The 19,315-nt window shown below is 58.0% G+C and carries 14 protein-coding genes; 3 read left to right on the forward strand and 11 right to left on the reverse strand.

Annotated elements, in window-relative coordinates:
• Positions 1–86 precede the first annotated feature (86 nt).
• The 6 genes from glgP to asd all read right to left on the reverse strand — a co-directional run bounded on the left by glgP (position 87) and on the right by asd (position 10,980).
• The gene (glgP, locus tag B3797_RS06375; protein WP_311784074.1) at positions 87–2,534 is read right to left on the reverse strand and encodes a glycogen phosphorylase; all 2,448 of its coding nucleotides are present in this window, start codon (positions 2,532–2,534) and stop codon (positions 87–89) included.
• A gap of 21 nt (positions 2,535–2,555) precedes the next feature.
• On the reverse strand, positions 2,556–3,989 hold the full coding sequence (gene glgA / locus B3797_RS06380; RefSeq protein WP_311790666.1) for a glycogen synthase GlgA: 1,434 nt from the start codon (positions 3,987–3,989) through the stop codon (positions 2,556–2,558).
• Between the two features lie 70 nt (positions 3,990–4,059).
• Positions 4,060–5,346 (reverse strand): glucose-1-phosphate adenylyltransferase, encoded by a 1,287-nt coding sequence (gene glgC, locus B3797_RS06385; protein ID WP_120457236.1) that lies wholly within the window; start codon positions 5,344–5,346, stop codon positions 4,060–4,062.
• A 10-nt stretch (positions 5,347–5,356) separates the two neighbouring features.
• Positions 5,357–7,333 carry a glycogen debranching protein GlgX gene (gene glgX, locus B3797_RS06390; protein ID WP_311790667.1) on the reverse strand — a complete coding sequence of 659 codons (1,977 nt, stop codon included), beginning with the start codon at positions 7,331–7,333 and terminating at the stop codon, positions 5,357–5,359.
• Positions 7,330–9,513, reverse strand: a complete 2,184-nt coding sequence (gene glgB, locus B3797_RS06395) for a 1,4-alpha-glucan branching enzyme (RefSeq protein WP_311790668.1) — start codon at positions 9,511–9,513, stop codon at positions 7,330–7,332. Before glgB ends, glgX begins: the two co-directional genes overlap by 4 nt.
• A 357-nt stretch (positions 9,514–9,870) precedes the next feature.
• Complete coding sequence (asd, locus tag B3797_RS06400) at positions 9,871–10,980, reverse strand: aspartate-semialdehyde dehydrogenase (protein WP_311784070.1); 1,110 nt, start codon at positions 10,978–10,980, stop codon at positions 9,871–9,873.
• A gap of 220 nt (positions 10,981–11,200) precedes the next feature.
• On the opposite strand from asd, the gene B3797_RS06405 reads away from it, so the two are divergent.
• Together B3797_RS06405 and B3797_RS06410 are read left to right on the forward strand one after the other, a co-directional pair.
• On the forward strand, positions 11,201–11,794 hold the full coding sequence (locus B3797_RS06405; RefSeq protein ID WP_033792630.1) for a YhgN family NAAT transporter: 594 nt from the start codon (positions 11,201–11,203) through the stop codon (positions 11,792–11,794).
• 118 nt (positions 11,795–11,912) lie between these two features.
• Positions 11,913–12,653 (forward strand): carbonic anhydrase family protein, encoded by a 741-nt coding sequence (locus tag B3797_RS06410; protein WP_311790669.1) that lies wholly within the window; start codon positions 11,913–11,915, stop codon positions 12,651–12,653.
• Positions 12,654–12,691: 38 nt separating this feature from the next.
• Here B3797_RS06410 and gntU read toward each other — a convergent pair whose 3' ends face one another.
• The 4 genes from gntU to B3797_RS06430 form a co-directional block, all read right to left on the reverse strand.
• Positions 12,692–14,032 carry a gluconate transporter gene (gene gntU, locus B3797_RS06415; protein WP_120457226.1) on the reverse strand — a complete coding sequence of 447 codons (1,341 nt, stop codon included), beginning with the start codon at positions 14,030–14,032 and terminating at the stop codon, positions 12,692–12,694.
• A gap of 2 nt (positions 14,033–14,034) precedes the next feature.
• Positions 14,035–14,571, reverse strand: coding sequence for a gluconokinase (gntK, locus tag B3797_RS06420; protein ID WP_311784066.1), 537 nt, complete (start codon positions 14,569–14,571; stop codon positions 14,035–14,037).
• Positions 14,572–14,710: 139 nt separating this feature from the next.
• Positions 14,711–15,706 carry a gluconate operon transcriptional repressor GntR gene (gene gntR, locus B3797_RS06425; RefSeq protein ID WP_311784065.1) on the reverse strand — a complete coding sequence of 332 codons (996 nt, stop codon included), beginning with the start codon at positions 15,704–15,706 and terminating at the stop codon, positions 14,711–14,713.
• Positions 15,707–15,798: 92 nt separating this feature from the next.
• Positions 15,799–16,494 carry a pirin family protein gene (locus B3797_RS06430; RefSeq protein ID WP_126689814.1) on the reverse strand — a complete coding sequence of 232 codons (696 nt, stop codon included), beginning with the start codon at positions 16,492–16,494 and terminating at the stop codon, positions 15,799–15,801.
• A gap of 362 nt (positions 16,495–16,856) precedes the next feature.
• On the opposite strand from B3797_RS06430, the gene B3797_RS06435 reads away from it, so the two are divergent.
• The gene (locus B3797_RS06435) at positions 16,857–17,348 is read left to right on the forward strand and encodes a GNAT family N-acetyltransferase (protein WP_311790670.1); all 492 of its coding nucleotides are present in this window, start codon (positions 16,857–16,859) and stop codon (positions 17,346–17,348) included.
• A 40-nt stretch (positions 17,349–17,388) separates the two neighbouring features.
• Here B3797_RS06435 and ggt read toward each other — a convergent pair whose 3' ends face one another.
• Complete coding sequence (gene ggt, locus B3797_RS06440; RefSeq protein ID WP_311784140.1) at positions 17,389–19,140, reverse strand: gamma-glutamyltransferase; 1,752 nt, start codon at positions 19,138–19,140, stop codon at positions 17,389–17,391.
• Between the last annotated feature and the right edge of the window lie 175 nt (positions 19,141–19,315).

The following is a 19,315-nucleotide window of genomic DNA, read 5'->3' on the forward strand; positions in this document are numbered from 1 at the left end:
CAATCAACGCTGTCGAGCACGATGAAAAACTGAAAAAAGACCAGCGCGACAGAAGATAAGCGAGCGGGCTTTCGCCCGCTCGATAACTACAGCCTCACCGGCTTGATATGCCAGATCTCATCCGCATACTCCTGGATGGTGCGGTCAGAGGAGAAATACCCCATATTGGCGATATTCAGCGCGGCGCGGCGCTGCCACTCTTCCGGTTTGCGATAAAGCTCATCCACCTTATCCTGCGTATCCACATAGCTACGGTAATCCGCCAGCAGCTGATAGTGATCGCCGAAGTTCACCAGCGAATCAAACAGGTTGCGGTAGCGGCCTGGCTCCTGCGGGCTGAATACGCCAGAAGCGATCTGCGTCAATACCTGATGCAGCTCGGCATCCTCTTCATAATATTTACGCGGGTTATAGCCGCCAGTGCGCAATGCTTCGACCTGCGGCGTGGTGTTGCCGAAAATAAAGATATTCTCCTCGCCGATGTGCTCAAGCATCTCGACATTCGCGCCGTCCAGCGTCCCTATGGTCAGCGCGCCGTTAAGCGCGAATTTCATATTGCTGGTGCCCGATGCCTCGGTGCCTGCCGTCGAAATCTGCTCGGAGAGATCCGCCGCCGGAATAATGATCTGCGCCAGGCTAACGCTGTAGTTGGGAATAAACACCACCTTCAGCTTGTTCTTCACCTGCGGATCGTTGTTGATCACGCTCGCCACATCATTGATCAGATGAATGATATGTTTGGCCGTGTAGTAGGCCGAAGCCGCCTTGCCTGCAAAGATATTAACGCGCGGCACCCAGTCGGCGGTGGGATCGGCCTTGATGCGGTTATAGCGAGTAATAACGTGCAGCACGTTCAACAGCTGACGTTTATATTCGTGGATACGCTTGATCTGCACGTCAAACAGCGCGTTAGGATCGAGCACCACGTCCATGTTTTTTGCCACCCAGTCCGCCAGGCGACGCTTGTTATCGAACTTGGCGTCGGCCACTTTTTCGATAAACGCCGGATAGTCGATTTTCTGGTTCAGCTCGGCGAGCTGGCTGAGATCGGTACGCCAGGTGCGGCCAATCTCTTCGTCCAGCAGTTCTGACAGTGCGGGGTTAGCCAGCGCCAGCCAGCGGCGCGGCGTAACGCCGTTGGTTTTGTTGCAGAAGCGGCCCGGGAACAGACGAGCGAAGTCAGCGAACAGCGACTGCACCATCAGGTTAGAGTGCAGCTCGGAAACGCCGTTGACCTTGTGGCTCACTACTACCGCCAGCCACGCCATACGAATACGACGGCCATTGTTTTCATCAATGATCGAGATGCGCGACAGCAGATCCCAGTCATCCGGGTAGTACTCCTGAATCGTCTTCAGGAAGTAGTCGTTAATCTCGAAGATAATGCCGAGATGGCGCGGCAGGATCTTGCCGATCATTTCCACCGGCCAGGTTTCCAGCGCCTCGCTCATCAGCGTGTGGTTGGTGTAGGAGAAGACCTGACAGGTCACTTCAAACGCATCGTCCCAGGTAAACTTATGATCGTCGATCAACAGACGCATCAGTTCCGGGATCGCCAGCACCGGGTGGGTATCGTTAAGGTGGATGGCGATCTTATCCGCCAGGTTGTCCCAGGTTTTATGCATCTGCCAGTGGCGGTTAAGAATATCCTGCACCGTGGCGGAAACCAGGAAATATTCCTGACGCAGACGCAGCTCCCGGCCTGAATAGGTGGAATCGTCGGGATAGAGCACGCGCGAGACGTTTTCAGAGTGGTTTTTATCTTCAACCGCCGCAAAGTAATCGCCCTCGTTAAACTTGCCGAGATTGATTTCATTGCTCGCCTGCGCGCCCCACAGGCGCAGCGTATTGGTGGCGTCGGTATCGAAGCCGGGGATGATTTGATCGTACGCCATGGCGACAATCTCCTCGGTCTCCAGCCAGCGGACTTTCGCCCCTTCATGCTGGATGCGGCCGCCGAAACGCACTTTGTAGCGCGTGTTATAGCGCTGGAATTCCCACGGATTGCCATATTCCAGCCAGTAATCGGGCGACTCTTTTTGCTCGCCGTCGATAATGTTCTGTCTGAACATGCCGTAATCGTAACGAATGCCGTAGCCGCGTCCCGGCAGGCCCAGCGTGGCGAGCGAGTCGAGAAAACAGGCGGCTAACCGTCCGAGGCCGCCGTTGCCGAGGCCGGGATCGTTCTCTTCTTCCATCAGATCGGCAAGGTTCAGGCCCATCTCATCCAGTGCCTGATTGAGATCGTCATAAATGCCCATTGCCATCAACGCGTTGCCTAACGTCCGGCCCAGCAGAAACTCCATCGACAGGTAGTAAACCTGACGTACATCCTGCGAAAGCTGCGCGCGGCTGGAGCGCAGCCAGCGCTCCACCATACGGTCGCGCACCGCCAGCAGCGAGGCGTTGAGCCAGTCATGCTGGTTCGCCACAGAAGGATCTTTACCGATGGTGAACATCAGCTTATAGGCAATCGAGTGTTTCAACGCTTCGACCGTCAGTGTCGGCGACGTATAGTTGAAAGGAGCATTCATATCAGTTATCCCAGTCTCTCGTTACAGCAAACGTTGGTAAAGATCGCGGTAAGCCTGCGCGGCCACTTGCCAACTAAAATCCATCCCCATCGCCTGTCGCTGAACGTAACGCCACAGAGAAGGGCGGGACCACAATACAAAAGCACGTCGAATCGCCCGTAACAGCGACCAGGCGTTGCTGTCTTCAAAGCTGAACCCGCTGGCGATGCCGTCGGCAAGGTTTTCCAGCGAACTGTCGTTAACCGTATCGGCAAGGCCGCCCGTACGCCGCACCAGCGGCAGAGTGCCATATTTCAGGCCGTAGAGCTGCGTCAGACCGCAGGGTTCGAAGCGGCTCGGCACCATAATGACGTCCGCGCCACCGACAATGCGGTGCGAGAAAGCCTCATGGTAGCCAATCTGCACGCCAACGCTGCCGGGATGCTCTGCCGCCGCGGCCAGGAAGCCCTGTTGCAGCTCGGCGTCCCCCTGCCCCAGCAGTACCAGCTGGCCGCCCTGCGCCAGCAGGCCAGGCAGCGCTTCCAGCACCAGATCCAGCCCTTTCTGCCGCGTCAGACGACTGATCACCGCAAACACCGGCACGCTGTCATCGACCTTCAGCCCCATCGCGATCTGTAGCTGACGTTTATTCTCAGCCTTCGCTTCCAGCGTGTCGCGGTTGTAGCGCGCGCTGAGCAGCAAATCGTGCGCCGGATCCCAGATACCGGGATCGACACCGTTCAGGATGCCGCTCAGACGCCCTTCACGCAGCCGCTGCTCCAGCAGCGCCTCCATACCGTAGCCAAACTCTGGACGCGTGATTTCATGCGCATAAGTCGGGCTGACGGCCGTGACGTGATCGGCGTAGAAAAGGCCCGCCTTCAGGTAGGAGATCTGACCGTAGAACTCCAGCCCGTGCATATCGAAGAATTCTACAGGCAGCTCGATTTCATCCAGATGACGGGCGTTGAAGAGTCCCTGGTACGCCAGGTTGTGTACGGTAAACACGGATTTTGCCGGTCGTCCGCGCGCTTCCAGATAGGCGCAGGTGAGACCCGCATGCCAGTCGTGCGCATGCACGATATCGGGCTGCCAGTACGTATCTAGCCCGCAAGCGATTTCACAGCCCATCCAGCCAAGCAGAGCAAAGCGCAGATAGTTATCCACGTAGGCGAACTGCGACGTATCGTGATACGGGCTGCCGGGTCGATCGTAAAGCTCCGGCACGTCGATCAGATAGATACCCACGCCGTTGAAATGGCCAAACAGCAGCCGTGTCGGACCGGCGAAGGTTTGCAATTCGGCCACGACCTCCGTTTCAGGAATCCCCTTGCGCAGGTCGGGAAAAGCGGGCAACAGCACCCGCGTATCCGTTCCGTCCGCAATTTGCGCCTGTGGCAATGCCCCAACAACATCAGCCAACCCGCCGGTTTTTAGCAGCGGAAAAAGTTCTGAACAGACATGTAAAACCTGCATCCTCGGCCTCTTAATTAGTGATCGGGCGCGATCCTCGCGTCGATTATATGGTGCTTTTTATCGTTGGCGGCTACGCGCTGGCCAGCCTGGCAAGCATGGCGCGTGTGACCAGAACGATACCCTCTTCTGAACGGTAAAACCGACGACTGTCCTCGTCAGGATTCTCTCCTATCACCATGCCTTCCGGCAGCACGCAGGCGCGGTCGATGACGCAACGACGCAGGCGGCAGGATCGTCCTACCACCACGTCAGGCAGCAGTACGGCGGAATCGATATTGCAAAAAGAGTTAATACGCACGCGTGGGAACAGAACGGAATTCACCACGACGGAGCCAGAGATGATGGTGCCGCCGGAGATCAGCGAATTCATCGTCATTCCATGGCTGCCCGAGCGGTCCTGCACAAACTTGGCGGGCGGCAACGGCTCCATATGCGTCCGGATCGGCCAGGTATGGTCATACATATCCAGTTCCGGCGTCACCGATGCGAGATCGAGATTCGCTCGCCAGTAAGCCTCCAGCGTCCCCACGTCGCGCCAGTAGGGCGGCGAGTTTTCATCCTGCTGTACGCAGGAGAGCGTAAACGAATGGGCATACCCTTCGCCGCTCGCCACTACCTTCGGCAGAATATCTTTGCCGAAGTCGTGATTAGATTCAGGCTCCTGCAGATCTTCCTCCAGCAACTGATAGAGATAATCGGCGTTAAACACGTAGATCCCCATACTGGCGAGCGCCTGCGTATCGTCGCCTGGCATAGCGGGCGGCTGCGGCGGCTTCTCTACAAAGTCGATCACTTTATTGTTTTCATCCACGGCCATCACGCCAAAGGCGGTCGCTTCGTGAAGCGGCACAGGCAGGCAGGCGATGGTGCACTTCGCGTTGGCGTCGACGTGGTCGAGCAGCATGCGCGAATAGTCCATTTTATAAATATGATCGCCAGCCAGAATCACGATGTACTGCGCCTGATAGCGGCGAATAATATCGAGATTCTGCGTTACGGCGTCTGCGGTGCCGCGATACCAGTGTTCCGTTAAGGTACGCTGCTGCGCCGGCAGCAGATCCACAAACTCATTCATCTCTTCGTTGAAGATAGACCAGCCGCGCTGAACGTGCTGCGTTAGCGTGTGCGACTGATACTGGGTAATGACGCCGATACGGCGGATCCCCGAGTTAATGCAGTTTGAGAGCGCAAAATCGATAATGCGAAACTTACCGCCGAAGTGTACGGCCGGCTTGGCGCGTTTGGCGGTCAGGTCTTTCAGGCGCGTGCCTCTTCCCCCGGCGAGGATTAGCGCAACAGTCTGTGTAGGGAGCTGGCGGGCCAGCATCAGGTGATCAGTTCTGTCTAATTTAACCATGTCTGACTCCTTATGATTGCTTTTGGAACACGCACACACCGTGTGCGGGACCATGCCAGACAGTCGACAAAATGGGATTGTCATCCCCGGCGAAAGGAGGAACGGCACGCCATTCTCCGTCTGGTAAGGCGATGTCACTCACCGAATCCGTGGCGTTTATTGTTATTAACCAGCGGCCGGAGAGCAGAATCTGCATTCTGTGCGCCTTCTGTTCCCACTCCTCTCGCTGCAGTGGCCTGCCGCTGGAATTTAGCCACTGCACATTGCCGTCGCCCTCTTGCCACCAGCGATCGGCGGTTAACGCCGGGATCTGCTGACGCAAACGGATCAGGGCGGCGGTAAAATCTACCAGACTGCTCTCTTCTTCCTGCCAGTCGAGCCAGGTCAGGAGGTTATCCTGACAGTAGGCATTATTGTTGCCGCGCTGGCTGTGGCCGCGCTCGTCGCCCGCGAGCAGCATCGGGGTACCCTGCGCCAGCAGCAGCGAGGTCAGCAGCGCATGGGCGCTAAGGCGGCGACGCTCAATCACGTCAAAGTTGGCGCGCAGCCCCTCCACGCCGTGGTTGTGACTGAAATTGCCGTTGCTGCCGTCGCGGTTGTCCTCGCCGTTGGCCTGATTGTGCTTATGGTTAAAGCTCACCAGGTCGCGCAGCGTAAAGCCGTCGTGCGCGGTAATCAGGTTAACGGCGGCGTGCGGCAGTCGGCCGTCACGCTGAAACAGGTCGCTGGAAGCGGCGAAGCGCCGGGCGAACGCGCCGTTGCTGACGTCGCGATGCAGCCAGAAGCGCCGCATATCGTCGCGGAAATGGTCATTCCACTCGGCGAACAGGGGCGGAAAATTGCCGACCTGATAGCCGCCAGGGCCGATATCCCAGGGTTCAGCGATCAGCTTGACCGTTGAGAGCAGCGGGCAGGCTTTGATCGCCTCAAACAGCGGCGCATGCGCTGAAAAATCGGGCGTGCGTCCCAGCACCGACGCCAGGTCGAAGCGAAAGCCATCGACATGGCAGACGCGCACCCAGTAGCGCAGCGCCTCTAGCGCCCAGTTCATCACCTGGGGATCGCTGAGGTTCAGGGTATTGCCGCATCCGGTCCAGTTTTCATATTCGCCCTGCGGGTTAAGCCAGTAATAGCTGGCGTTATCGACGCCGCGCAGCGACAGCGTCGGGCCGATCTCCTCCAGCTCGGCGGTGTGGTTGAACACCACGTCCAGCACCACTTCAATGCCCGCCGCGTGCAGATTTTTTACCGCCTGCTGAAACTCCTGCAGAGGCGTTGCGCTTTCCTGCGAGGCGTAGCGCGGATCGACGGCCCAGAGGGCGAAAGGGTTATAGCCCCAGTAGTTGCTTAGCCCAAGGCGCTGCAGGCGCGGCTCGCTGGCGAAATGGGCCACCGGCAGCAGCTCCAGCGTGGTAATGCCAAGATGGCGCAGGTAGTTCACCATAACAGGATGGCCGAGCGCGGCGTAAGTCCCGCGCAGCGATTCCGGAATTTCCGGATGTCGCTGCGTTAATCCGCGGACGTGCGCCTCGTAAATCACCGTGTTGCCCCAGGGCGTGCGCGGGGCGATATCCCCTTCCCAGTCGAAATCCTCCGCTACCACCAGCGATTTAGGCGCTACCGCGGCGTTGTCCTGCTCATCAGGCCGATCGATGCCGCCATACATGCGCGCGTCGTCCGTCACTTCGCCCTCTACTGCGCGGGCGCAGGGATCGACCAGCAGCTTTGCCGGATTAAAGCGGTGCCCACGCTCCGGCGCCCAGGGGCCGTAGACGCGGAAGCCGTAGCGCTGGCCCGGTTTCAGCGCGGATACATAGCCGTGCCAGATATCGCCGGTACGCGCCGTAAGTTCGAAACGCCGCTCTTGCCCCTCGTTAAACAGGCAGAGTTCGACGCGCTCGGCATGCCGGGAAAAGAGCGTAAAGTTTACGCCCTTGCCGTCGTAACTGGCGCCAGGCGGCTCAGCACGTCCCGGAAGCAGCGTCATTCCGCCTCCTTCACCAGCCAGATGGTAGCGAGCGGCGGCAGCGTCAGCGACAGCGACAGCGGTCGGTTATGGCTGTAGATCTCATCGGTATGCACCACCGGGTTGCGCGTATCGCTGCCGTGATAGCTGTGCTGGTCGGTGTTGAGCACTTCGCGCCAGTTGCCTGCCTGATTAACGCCGAAGCGATAGTTATGGCGCGGCACCGGCGTAAAGTTGCTGGCGACGATAATCTCGTTGCCTTCGCGATCGCGACGCACAAAGACGAACACCGAATTTTCACGATCGTCGACAACCAGCCACTCGAAGCCAGCGGGATCGAAATCGAGCTGATGGAGCGGCGTATAGTGGCGATAGGTATGGTTCAGGTCGCGCACCAGCCGCTGTACGCCGTGGTGCCAGTTATCGGCCCCCTCCAGCAGATGCCAGTCAAGGCTGACGTCGTGATTCCACTCTTTGCCCTGAGCGAATTCGCCGCCCATAAACAGCAGTTTTTTGCCGGGGAAGGCCCACATCCAGCCGTAGTAGGCGCGCAGGTTGGCGAACTTCTGCCAGGCGTCGCCAGGCATACGGTCAAGCAGCGATTTCTTGCCGTGTACCACTTCGTCATGAGAGAGCGGCAACATAAAGTTTTCGGTGTAGTTGTACATCATGCCGAAGCTCATCAGATCGTGATGATGGCTGCGGTACACCGGGTCGAGCTTCATGTAGTCGAGCGTGTCGTGCATCCAGCCCAGGTTCCACTTGTACCAGAAGCCGAGGCCGCCCGCTTCCGGCGGACGCGACACGCCGTCGAAGTCGGTAGACTCTTCGGCGATGGTGACGCTGCCTGGCGCTGTGCGCCCCAGCGTGCGGTTGGTGTAGCGCAGAAAGGCAATGGCTTCGAGGTTTTCACGGCCGCCATAATGGTTCGGCACCCATTCGCCTTCGGCGCGGCTGTAGTCGCGGTAAATCATCGAGGCCACCGCATCGACACGCAGTCCGTCGATGCCGCAGCGCTCTATCCAGTAAAGCGCGTTGCCCGCCAGATAGTTGCTCACTTCGCGGCGGCCAAAGTTGTAGATCAGGGTGTTCCAGTCCTGGTGATAGCCTTCGCGCGGATCGCTGTGCTCATAAAGTTCGGTGCCGTCAAACTTCGCCAGGCCAAAATCGTCGCTCGGGAAATGTCCCGGCACCCAGTCCAGCAGCACGTTAAGGCCCGCCTCGTGCGCGGCGTTGATAAAGTAAAGGAATTCGTCGCGCGTGCCGAAGCGCCGCGTCGGCGCATACATGCCGAGCGGCTGATAACCCCAGCTGCCGTCGAAAGGATGCTCATTGACCGGCAGTAGTTCGATATGGGTAAAGCCCATCTCTTTGACGTAGGGCACCAGCTGCTCCGCCAGCTCTTTGTAGCTGAGCCAGAAATTATTCTCGGTATGACGCCGCCACGAGCCGAGATGCACCTCATAGACAGAAATCGGCGCGTCAAAGTTGTTGCGCGCCTTACGCTCCTCAGGCATCTCGACCTTCGGCGGCAGGCCGCAAATCATCGACGCCGTTTGCGGACGCATTTGCGCCTCAAACGCGTAGGGATCCGCTTTAATGCGCAGATGACCTGTATGATCGACGATTTCGAACTTGTAGAGCTGCCCGTTGAACGCGCCAGGCACGAACAGCTCCCAGATGCCCATTTCACGGCGGAAGCGCATTGGATGGCGACGGCCATCCCAGAAGTTGAAATCGCCTACCACTGAAACGCGCTGCGCGTTGGGCGCCCAGACGCTAAAGCGCGTGCCGTGTACGTCGTCAATCACCGCAGCGTGCGCGCCCAGGGTTTCGTATGGACGCAGATGAGTCCCTTCCGCCAGCAGCCAGGCATCCATCTCCTGCAACAGCGGGCCGAAGCGATAGGCGTCGTCGATCAGGTTTTGCTGACCGTGCCAGTCCACCGCCAGCTGGTAGCGAAACATATTCTTGCGGCGCGGCACCACCGCGCTGAAAAAGCCGCGCGGATCGAGGCATTTCAGCTGGGCGACTTTACGCCCCGTGTTGGTTTCGATAACCCATACTTCCGAAGCGTCGGGCAGCAGCGCCCTGACTTCCAGCCCGTTGGCTGTCTGGTGCATCCCCAGTAAGGCGAAGGGATCGGAATAATTACCCGCAAACAGGGCATTGATCGCCAGGCGATCGGGAAGCTCTGACATGACTTTCTTCCTGTGATTATGTGGCAGGCGAAATGAGCGCGGCTTTTGCCACGCATCAGGTGCGCTGCTCTTCATTGAGCCATGCGTACAACGGCAGAGAAAGGAAACCGCTCCGTGGGAAAATAACTTTGCCGTGTACAACAACTATTCAGTGCGAAATGCAAAACAGTCAACAACCGGCACATCATTGTTAAATCATAGCTTGGGCTTGCAAGTTGCCAGCCCGGAAAGCAAAAAATTATTGGCGGGGACGTAAAAAAGGGAAGCCGATCACTTACAGACGGTAAGCGGTTTGACTTATTTCAGAATAATCAGGTAAGAGGCCGGGAAAATCCCGGCCTCGCTTAGTTTTTTATTTTAATCCACCAGCAGACGCAACATGCGGCGCAGCGGCTCAGCTGCGCCCCACAGCAGCTGATCGCCGACGGTAAAGGCGGAAAGATACTCCGGCCCCATATTGAGCTTGCGCAGACGGCCGACCGGCGTAGTCAGCGTGCCGGTCACCGCCGCAGGCGTCAGTTCGCGCATGGTCAGCTCGCGGTCATTAGGCACGACTTTCACCCACTCGTTATGCGACGCCAGCAGCTGTTCGATCTCCGTCAGCGGCACATCTTTTTTCAGCTTCAGGGTAAATGCCTGGCTGTGGCAGCGCAGCGCGCCAACGCGCACGCACAGGCCATCGACTGGAATCGTCTGCTGCGTGCCGAGGATTTTGTTGGTTTCCGCCTGGCCTTTCCACTCTTCGCGGCTCTGGCCGTTGTCGAGCTGCTTATCGATCCAGGGAATCAGACTGCCAGCCAGCGGCACGCCGAAGTTATCGGTAGGCAAGGTGCCGGAGCGGGTCAGCTCGGTGACGCTGCGCTCGATGTCGAGAATGGCCGAAGCGGGATCCTGCAGCGAGGTGGCGACGTGGTTATGCAGCATGCCCATCTGCGTCAGCAGCTCACGCATATGGCGCGCGCCACCGCCGGAAGCGGCCTGGTAAGTGGCGACCGAAGCCCACTCCACCAGATTCTGGGCAAACAGACCGCCCAGCGACATCAGCATCAGGCTGACGGTGCAGTTGCCGCCGACGAAGGTCTTAATGCCTTTGTCGAGGCCCTGGCGAATCACCTGATGGTTTACCGGATCGAGAATAATGATGGCGTCATCTTTCATGCGCAGCGTTGAAGCCGCGTCAATCCAGTAGCCCTGCCAGCCGCTTTCACGCAGCTTTGGATAGACTTCACTGGTATAATCGCCGCCCTGACAGGTGATAATGATATCCAGCGCCTTGAGCGCCTCAATATCAAACGCATCCTGCAGCGCACCTGTGGACTTGCCGCCAAACGTCGGCGCAGACTGTCCCAGCTGCGAAGTGGAGAAGAAGACCGGATTAATAACGTCAAAATCACGCTCTTCGCTCATGCGCGACATCAGCACGGAGCCGACCATACCGCGCCAACCAACAAAACCTACATTCTTCATTTTCTGTCCGTCTCAGTCAGCGATAACAGCCGACCTGCTTACCGAAGGGAAGAACGGAATGGTGTTTTCACTCCGCTCTGCGTCATAAATGGATTTACCTGTGAACAACAACTCTACAAAATGCAGCTTTTCTGGCAAGTGAATTAATTCGATTAAGCCAACTTTTTCAGCAGCGCGGCTAATAACCTCGCGCCGGGATGTAAGGGATAACGTAAAACAAATGACTGAAATGATTTCTGCGACCATTTTACTGCTGCTTATTATGGATCCGCTGGGCAACCTGCCGATTTTTATGTCGGTATTAAAGCACCTGGAGCCGAAGCGGCGGCGTGCGGTATTGATCCGCGAGCTGCTGATTGCGCTGGTGCTGATGCTGCTGTTTCTGTTCGCGGGCGAACGCATTCTGACCTTTCTTAATCTGCGCACCGAAACGGTCTCGATTTCTGGCGGCGTGATCCTGTTTCTTATCGCTATTCGCATGATTTTCCCGTCGGGCGAAAGCAGCACCAGCGGCCTGCCCGCCGGCGAGGAGCCGTTCCTGGTGCCGCTGGCGATCCCGCTGGTTGCCGGCCCCTCGCTGCTCGCCACGCTGATGCTGCTGTCACATCAGTACCCTAATCAGATGGGGCACCTTGTCGGCGCGCTGCTGATCGCCTGGGGCGTGACGGTAACGATTCTGCTGCTGTCGGGCCTGTTTTTACGGCTGCTGGGCGACAAAGGCGTCAATGCGCTGGAGCGCCTGATGGGGTTGATTTTGATTATGCTGGCGACGCAGATGTTCCTCGACGGTATTCGGGTCTATCTGAAGCTATAGCGATGTTGCGCACTGCAACAGGGCCATAACCTCTAACATTGTGTGGTTTTGGATTGATTAAGGTTTCGCTGCGTACTATTGCGCCGTTTACATCTTAATCTCACCCCAGGACCCCATAATGAAAACCGCTCAACCCGCTCAGCCAGGCCGCCGATCGCTTCTGAAAAAAACGCTGACCCTTTCTGCTCTCTCCGTAACAGGCGTCGGCGTGCTGAGTTTGCCGACTCTCTCCTTTGCCGCTTCGCTGAGTAAAGCGGAACGCGACGCCATGACACCGGATGCGGTGATTGAACATTTTAAACAAGGCAATCTGCGCTTTCGGGAAAATCGCCCGCTGAAGCACGACTATCTGGCGCAAAAGCGCAGCAGCCTTGCCGGGCAGTATCCGGCGGCCGTTATCCTGAGCTGTATTGATTCGCGCGCGCCGGCGGAAATTGTGCTGGACGCCGGAATCGGCGAGACCTTTAACGCGCGCGTCGCGGGCAATATCAGCAATCGCGACATGCTGGGCAGCATGGAATTCGCCTGCGCCGTTGCTGGCGCAAAAGTGGTGCTGGTAATGGGGCATACGCGCTGCGGCGCGGTGCGCGGCGCTATTGATAATGCGGAGCTGGGCAACCTGACCGGCCTGCTGGATGAAATTAAGCCAGCTATCGCACAAACCCTTTACAGCGGCGAGCGTACCGGCAGCAATTACGATTTCGTCGATGCGGTAGCGCGTAAAAATGTTGAGCTGACTATAGAGAACATCCGTAAAAACAGCGCGGTGCTGAAGGCGCTGGAAGATCAGAAAAAAATCAAAATCGTCGGCGGCATGTACCATCTCTCCGGCGGCAAGGTTGAGTTTTTCGAGGCGTAGCAGAGGAGCCGCCGCACGCTGGCGCGGCGGCTCAGGATTTACGACAGCAGTTGAAAGGCAATCATGCCGACAATCGCGCCGACGGTGCCGAGAATGGTTTCCATCAGCGTCCAGGTCTTCAGCGTTTCTCCTTCGGTCGCGCCGGTAAAGCGGCCGAACAGCCAGAAACCCGCGTCGTTAACGTGGCTGATAATAATGGAGCCGCCGCCAATGCAGATAGAGAGCGCCGCCAGCTGCGCGCCGCTGTAGTGCAGCGGTTCGATAACCGGCATCACCAGCCCGACCGTCGTGAGGCAGGCAACCGTCGCTGAGCCCTGAATCACGCGCACCGCGCCGGACAGGATAAAGCAGGCCAGCGCAACGGGCAGTCCCGCGCCGGTCAGCGCGTGGCCCAGCACCGGGCCGACGCCGGAATCCACCAGCACCTGCTTGAACACGCCGCCTGCGCCGATGACCAGCAAAATAATGCCCGCGGGTTGCAGCGCGCTGCCGCACACCTGCATCACTTTCTCTTTATCCATACCCTGACGGTAAGCCAGACCGTAAATTGCCACCAGGCAGGCGAGCAGAATCGCCGTAAAAGGATGGCCGATAAACTCCAGCCATTCATACAGCGTAGAGCCTTGCTCGGTGAAGCGCGCGCCGATGGTCTTTAGCCCTACCAGCATGAGCGGGAACAGGATCAATGCCAGGCTGAAGCCGAACGACGGCAGCTTCGCCGCGTCCACGTCCGGCTGATGATCTTCCGGCGGCGCGCTAAAGGTTACGCGGCGCGCAATCAGCGAGCCAAACAGCGGACCGGCGATCAGCATGCCGGGAATCGCAGCGCAGAGCCCCAGTAAAATCATCCAGCCGAAATCGGCGTGCATCTGCGAAGCCAGCAGCATCGGCGCGGGGCCAGGCAGCAGAAAGGCCGCCGACGCCGCCACGCCGGCGAACAGCGGGATCACCAGCTTCACCAGGTTGTCATGGGTGCGGCGCGCCACCGCGAAGGCGATGCTGATCAACAGCACCACCGCCACTTCAAAAAAGAGCGGCAGCGCGCAGATAAGACCCGCGATGCCCATCGCATAATGCGCGCGGCTTTCGCCGAAGGTTTTCAGCATGCGGATAGCGATTTGATCGACCGCGCCCGTCTCATGCAGGATTTTGCCGAACATCGCGCCCAGCGCGACAACAATAGCCAGAAAGCCCAGCGTGCCACCCATGCCCTTCTGCATGGTGTCCGCGATCTTGTCCAGCGGCATGCCGGAGCAGAGACCCGCGCCAATCGAAACCAGCATCAGGGCGACAAAGGCGTGCATACGCGCTTTCATCACTAAAAAAAGCAGCAGCAGGACAGAGCCTGCTGCGGTTAACACCAGCGTTGCGGTACTCATGACTAACCCTTGTTGATGGCTTTCTCGATAGCCGCAACCGTAGCCGCAACAACTTCGTCAACGGAGTGATTGATATCCACCGTCAGTACGTCCGGTTCATCAGCGCCCGGCTCTTCCAGCGTGGCGAACTGCGTCACCAGCATTTGGGGTTTAAAGAAGTGGCCTTTACGCGCCTTCAGGCGTGACTCGATGGTGTCGAAATCGCCCTTGAGGTAGATAAAGCGCAGATTGTCATTGCCCTGACGCAGGATGTCGCGGTAACGCTTTTTCAGCGCGGAGCAGACGATAATGGAGATTGCCTGCGTACGCTGCATGGCGAACGCAGCGTCATTGAGCGCCTGCAGCCACGGCTGACGATCGTTGTCGTCCAGCGGATGGCCTTCGGCCATTTTTAAGATATTGGTGCGCGGATGGAGAAAGTCGCCGTCGAGAAAAGCGGTATTGAGCTGGTGAGAAACCTGATTAGCGACAACGGATTTACCGCTGCCTGAAACGCCCATCAAAATAAAGACGTGATGCGACGAGGATTGAGTGGTCATTTTTCTGCTCCGGCAGGTAAATTCGCCAATGTTACCGATAACAATAGTGGTTGCCATTGTGTTAAGCACATTACGGACTGGCAACCCTGTTTAGCCGGAAAAGCATGAAAGTGTGAGCTGACTCATAAAAACGCCAGATTCAGATGCTGCCGCCTTCGCTAATAGCAAAACCGATATCCAGCGGCGCGGAGACGCTAAAATCACCGCTGATGCGCGCCAGCAGCATGGCGGCCGCTTCACGTCCCATGCGTTCGCGCGGCGTCAGGACGGTGGCGAGCTTCGGCGTCACCACCTGACTAATATCATGGCCGTGAAATCCGGCGATCGCCATTTGCGACGGCACTTTTAATCCCTGACGCTGGCATTCGAACATGGCGCCGACGGCCAGGTCGTCGTTGGTGCAGAACAGGCTGTCGGTTTGCGGATAGCGACGCTGCGCCTCGCGCAGCAGCATGCCGCCCGCGCTGAAAGAGGAGGCCTCTTCCATCATCACGCTACGCGGCTCCAGCCCCGCTTCGCGCATCGCTTTCTCATAGCCCTGCTGTTTCTGCAGGGTGCGCTCATCGAGACGCGCCCCCAGGTAGACCGTATGGCGATGTCCTTTGCTCAATATGGCATGGGTCATCTGGCGCGCCGCTTCGACGTTATTGAATCCCACCGCCATATCCAGGCAGGGCGATACGCTGTCCATCATCTCAATTACCGGGATGCCCGCCACTTCCAGCATGCGCAGCGTGGCAGGCGTATGGGTGCGCTCGGTCAGGATCACGCCGTCGATGTTCCAGCCCAGCAGCGAACGCAGCTGCAGCTCCTCTTTTTGCGGACTATAGCCAAAATGGGCGACCAGCGTCTGGTAGCCCGCTTCATCCGTCACCGTTTCGATGCCGCGCAGAACGTCGGAGAAAACCTGATTGGTCAACGAAGGCAGCAGCACGCCGATGGCGCGGCTGGTGGCGTTAGAGAGCATATCCGGCGCGCGGTTGGGTATGTAGCCCAGCTCATCAAGCGCGACGGCGATCTTGTCGCGCAGCGGCGCGGAAACCTGCTCCGGATTGCGCAGGTAGCGGCTGACGGTCATTTTCGTTACGCCGACACGATCGGCAACGTCCTGTAATACCGGTCTTTTTTTCTTCATCGTAAGCGCCCAGGGTCACAATTACGACGAGTCTATCACTATTCGGCCGCAGATTTGTAAGCAGGGCGCGACAGTGCGCGCCCCGTCACCGCTTAGACCGGCGGCAGATCGAACAGCAGCACTTCCGCGTCGCTGCTGGCCTCAATCGTCAGGCTGGCTTCATCCCAGATAGCAAAAGCGTCACTAACCCCGGCGGTTTCGCCGTTAACGCGGATATCGCCTTTGACGACCTGAATCCAGACGCGGCGTCCCGTTTCAATCTCGACGGCATCTTTTTCGCCCGCGCTGAATACCCAGCGCGACAGTGTCATATCCTGATAGACCTTCAGCGAGCCTTCGCGCGCGTCGGGCGTCAGCACAAACTGGCGGCCTTTTACGTCGGGAAAACGGCGCTGAGCGTAACGCGGCTCAATGCCAGTACGCTCTGGAATAATCCAGATCTGATAAAGGTGCAGCGGGTCGCTGCTGCTGGCGTTGTACTCAGAGTGACGCACGCCGGTGCCCGCGCTCATGATCTGAAATTCCCCTGCCGGGATCTGCTCTTTATTCCCCATGCTGTCCTGATGCTCTACGGTGCCGGAAAGCACGTAGGTCAGGATCTCCATATCTTTATGCGGGTGAGTGCCGAAGCCCTGCCCGGCAGCAACCACATCTTCGTTAATGACGCGCAGCGCCGAGAAGCCCATAAAATTCGCATCGTGATAGCTGGCGAAAGAGAAAGTGTGCCAGCTATCAAGCCAGCCGTGGTTAGCGTGACCGCGTTCTTCTGCTTTGCGTAAGTAGATCATGTTCAGTTCTCCTCAATGTTTTAAAACAGTCTGAACCTGAGCCGAACCTATTGATAGCTGAAAAACTTCACGCCTCTGTTCAAAAATAGTGAACAAGCATGGAGAGGATGGTGAGCGCTGCTGAATGAGCTAACGGGGAAAGCGGGATAAAAAAAAGCCAGCACCCGGCTGGCTAAAAAATACTGGAAGCAATGTGAGCAATGTCGTGCTTTCCGGTTTGTCTGGCGACTCCCCGAGAACGCATCGCAATAATAATCATTATCATTCGCGTCTGTAAAGCCTTTTATGATCTTTTCTGTTGATTATTAATAAGATTTCCTTGATGTTTGAAGGGTTTTTCCGCCCACACAAGGAGAAAGAAAATGAGCGAGATTGTTGTTCGACACGTAACGCCTGATGATGCCGCCGCCCTGCTGCATATCTACAGTCAGCCGGACACCATGGCGAATACGCTACATCTCCCGCTACCTTCGCTGCAAAAGTGGCAGGAGCGGCTAAACAATCTTTCTCCGACGGGACATTCGCTGGTGGCCTGCATTGAAGGAAAAGTTGTCGGACAGCTGACGCTGGAGGTCATTGCCACCGCGCGTCGCCGCCACTGCGCCACCCTGGGCATGGGGGTCGATCAGGATTATCGCAACCGCGGCGTCGGCAAAGCGCTGCTCGGCGCGGCGGTGGATCTCTGTGATAACTGGCTACAGGTCACGCGCATGGAGCTGACGGTGTTTGCCGACAACCCTGCCGCCATCGCTTTGTATCGCCATTTCGGTTTTGAAATCGAGGGGACAGCGAAGGGATATGCTATGCGGCAGGGCGAAATGATCGATACGCACTATATGGCGCGGCTGAAATAGAAAACGGGGCCAGACCGCTGGCCCCGTCTGTTTCTCTGGCTTAATATCCGGCGCTCAGGTCCCCTGGGGTACGCGGGTCCGATGCGCCGTACAGCGTACCGTCCGGCCCAATCATAATGCTCTGCGTACTGCCCATCGCAGGCAGCACCTTCACATGCTGACCCTTGCTCTCCAGCAAACGCAGCGTATCGGGGCTAAACCCTTTCTCAACGCGCAGCTGATCCGGCAGCCACTGATGGTGGAAACGCGGCGCACTGGTCGCTTCCGCGACGTTCATCCCGAAATCGACGCTGTTTACCACCATTTGCAGCACCGTGGTAATAATGCGGCTGCCTCCAGGACTGCCGGTGACCAGCCAGGTTTTGCCCCCTTTCGCCACAATGGTCGGCGACATCGAAGAGAGCGGGCGCTTGGCGGGCTGCACCGCGTTCGCTTCGCCGCCGACTAAGCCGTAAACGTTCGGCGTACCCGGCTTCGCGGAGAAGTCATCCATCTCATTATTCAGCAGAATGCCGCTGTTACCCGCCACGATGCCGCTGCCGAAATTGGTGTTAAGGGTGTAAGTTACCGCTACCGCTGTGCCCTGCTTGTCTACCACCGAGAAGTGCGTGGTCTGGTTGCTCTCATAAGGCTCCAGCTTGCCGGGCTTGATCTCGCTCGACGGACGCGCTTTCGCCACGTCAATCTGCTGCGCGATCGACTTCGCGTAGGCTTTGCTGGTCAGCGCCTGCCAGGGCACTTTTACAAAATCGGGATCGCCGAGGTACTCCGAGCGGTCAGCATAGGCGTACTTCTCTGCTTCGGCGATAACCTGCATCGCGTCGGCGCTGCCAAAGCCCATTTTCGCCAGATCGAAGTTTTCCAGGATATTAAGGATCTGCACGATATGGATCCCGCCCGATGAGGGAGGCGGCATTGAGAAGACCTCATAGCCACGGTAGGTACCGCTGACGGGCTTACGCTCGACGGCGCGGTAGGCCGCCAGATCCGCTTTGCCGATCAATCCGCCATGCTGCGCCATCTCACCGGCGATCTCGTCAGCGATTTCGCCCTTATAAAAGGCGTCCGGCCCCTGCTGCGCAATTAGCTGCAGGCTGTGGGCGAGGTTTTTTTGCACCAGACGATCGCCTGTCTGCCACGGAGTGCCGTCAGGTTTGAAGAAGATCGCTTTACTGTTGGGATGAGCGAGCAGCACCTCTTTGCCGTAGGTTTTCAGATCGTCCGCCAGCGCGTCGTTGACGATATAGCCGTCGCGCGCCAGCTTAATCGCCGGGGCCAGCAGCGTGCTGAGCGGCAGCGTGCCATATTTTTGCGCCGCCAGCGCAAAGCCCGCCACGCTGCCCGGCGTGCCGGAAGCGAGGTGCGACGTCAGCGACAGCTTGCTGTCGGCGTTGCCCTGCTTGTCGAGGAACATATCGCGTGAGGCGCGGGCCGGCGCCATTTCGCGGAAATCAATAGAGGTAGCGCGGCCGGAAGCGGTGCGCAGCAGCATAAAGCCGCCGCCGCCGAGATTGCCTGCCTGCGGATGGGTGACCGCCAGCGCGAAGCCAACGGCGACGGCGGCGTCCACCGCATTGCCGCCCTGGCGCAGGATATCCACGCCCACCTGCGTTGCCAGCGCATCGACCGAGGCGACCATACCGTGCTGCGCTCTGACCGGATGAAAGGTATCATCCTCGACGCCATAGGAGACGGGCGGCGCGCTGGCAGGCGCGGCATCGGCGACGCTGACTACCGTTAAACTCATCATCACAGCCCAGCCAAGCTGGCGTATATTTCCTCGCATCATCATCATCCCTCTACCCTTTTCAGTTATTTACATTTGTTATCACGCAGGCAAGCCTTTACAAGAACAACTAAAAAATAACATCTAAGTCAAATTCGGTGCGTTCCTGGGAGAGAAGTTTGTGAGGTTGCTAAACTTATAGTTGCGGCCATGGTGCATCAGATGCCGTTAAGGCCGCCTG

The organism is Pantoea sp. UBA5923 (genome assembly GCF_002431095.1).
GTDB classification, from domain to species: Bacteria; Pseudomonadota; Gammaproteobacteria; order Enterobacterales; family Enterobacteriaceae; genus Pantoea; species Pantoea piersonii.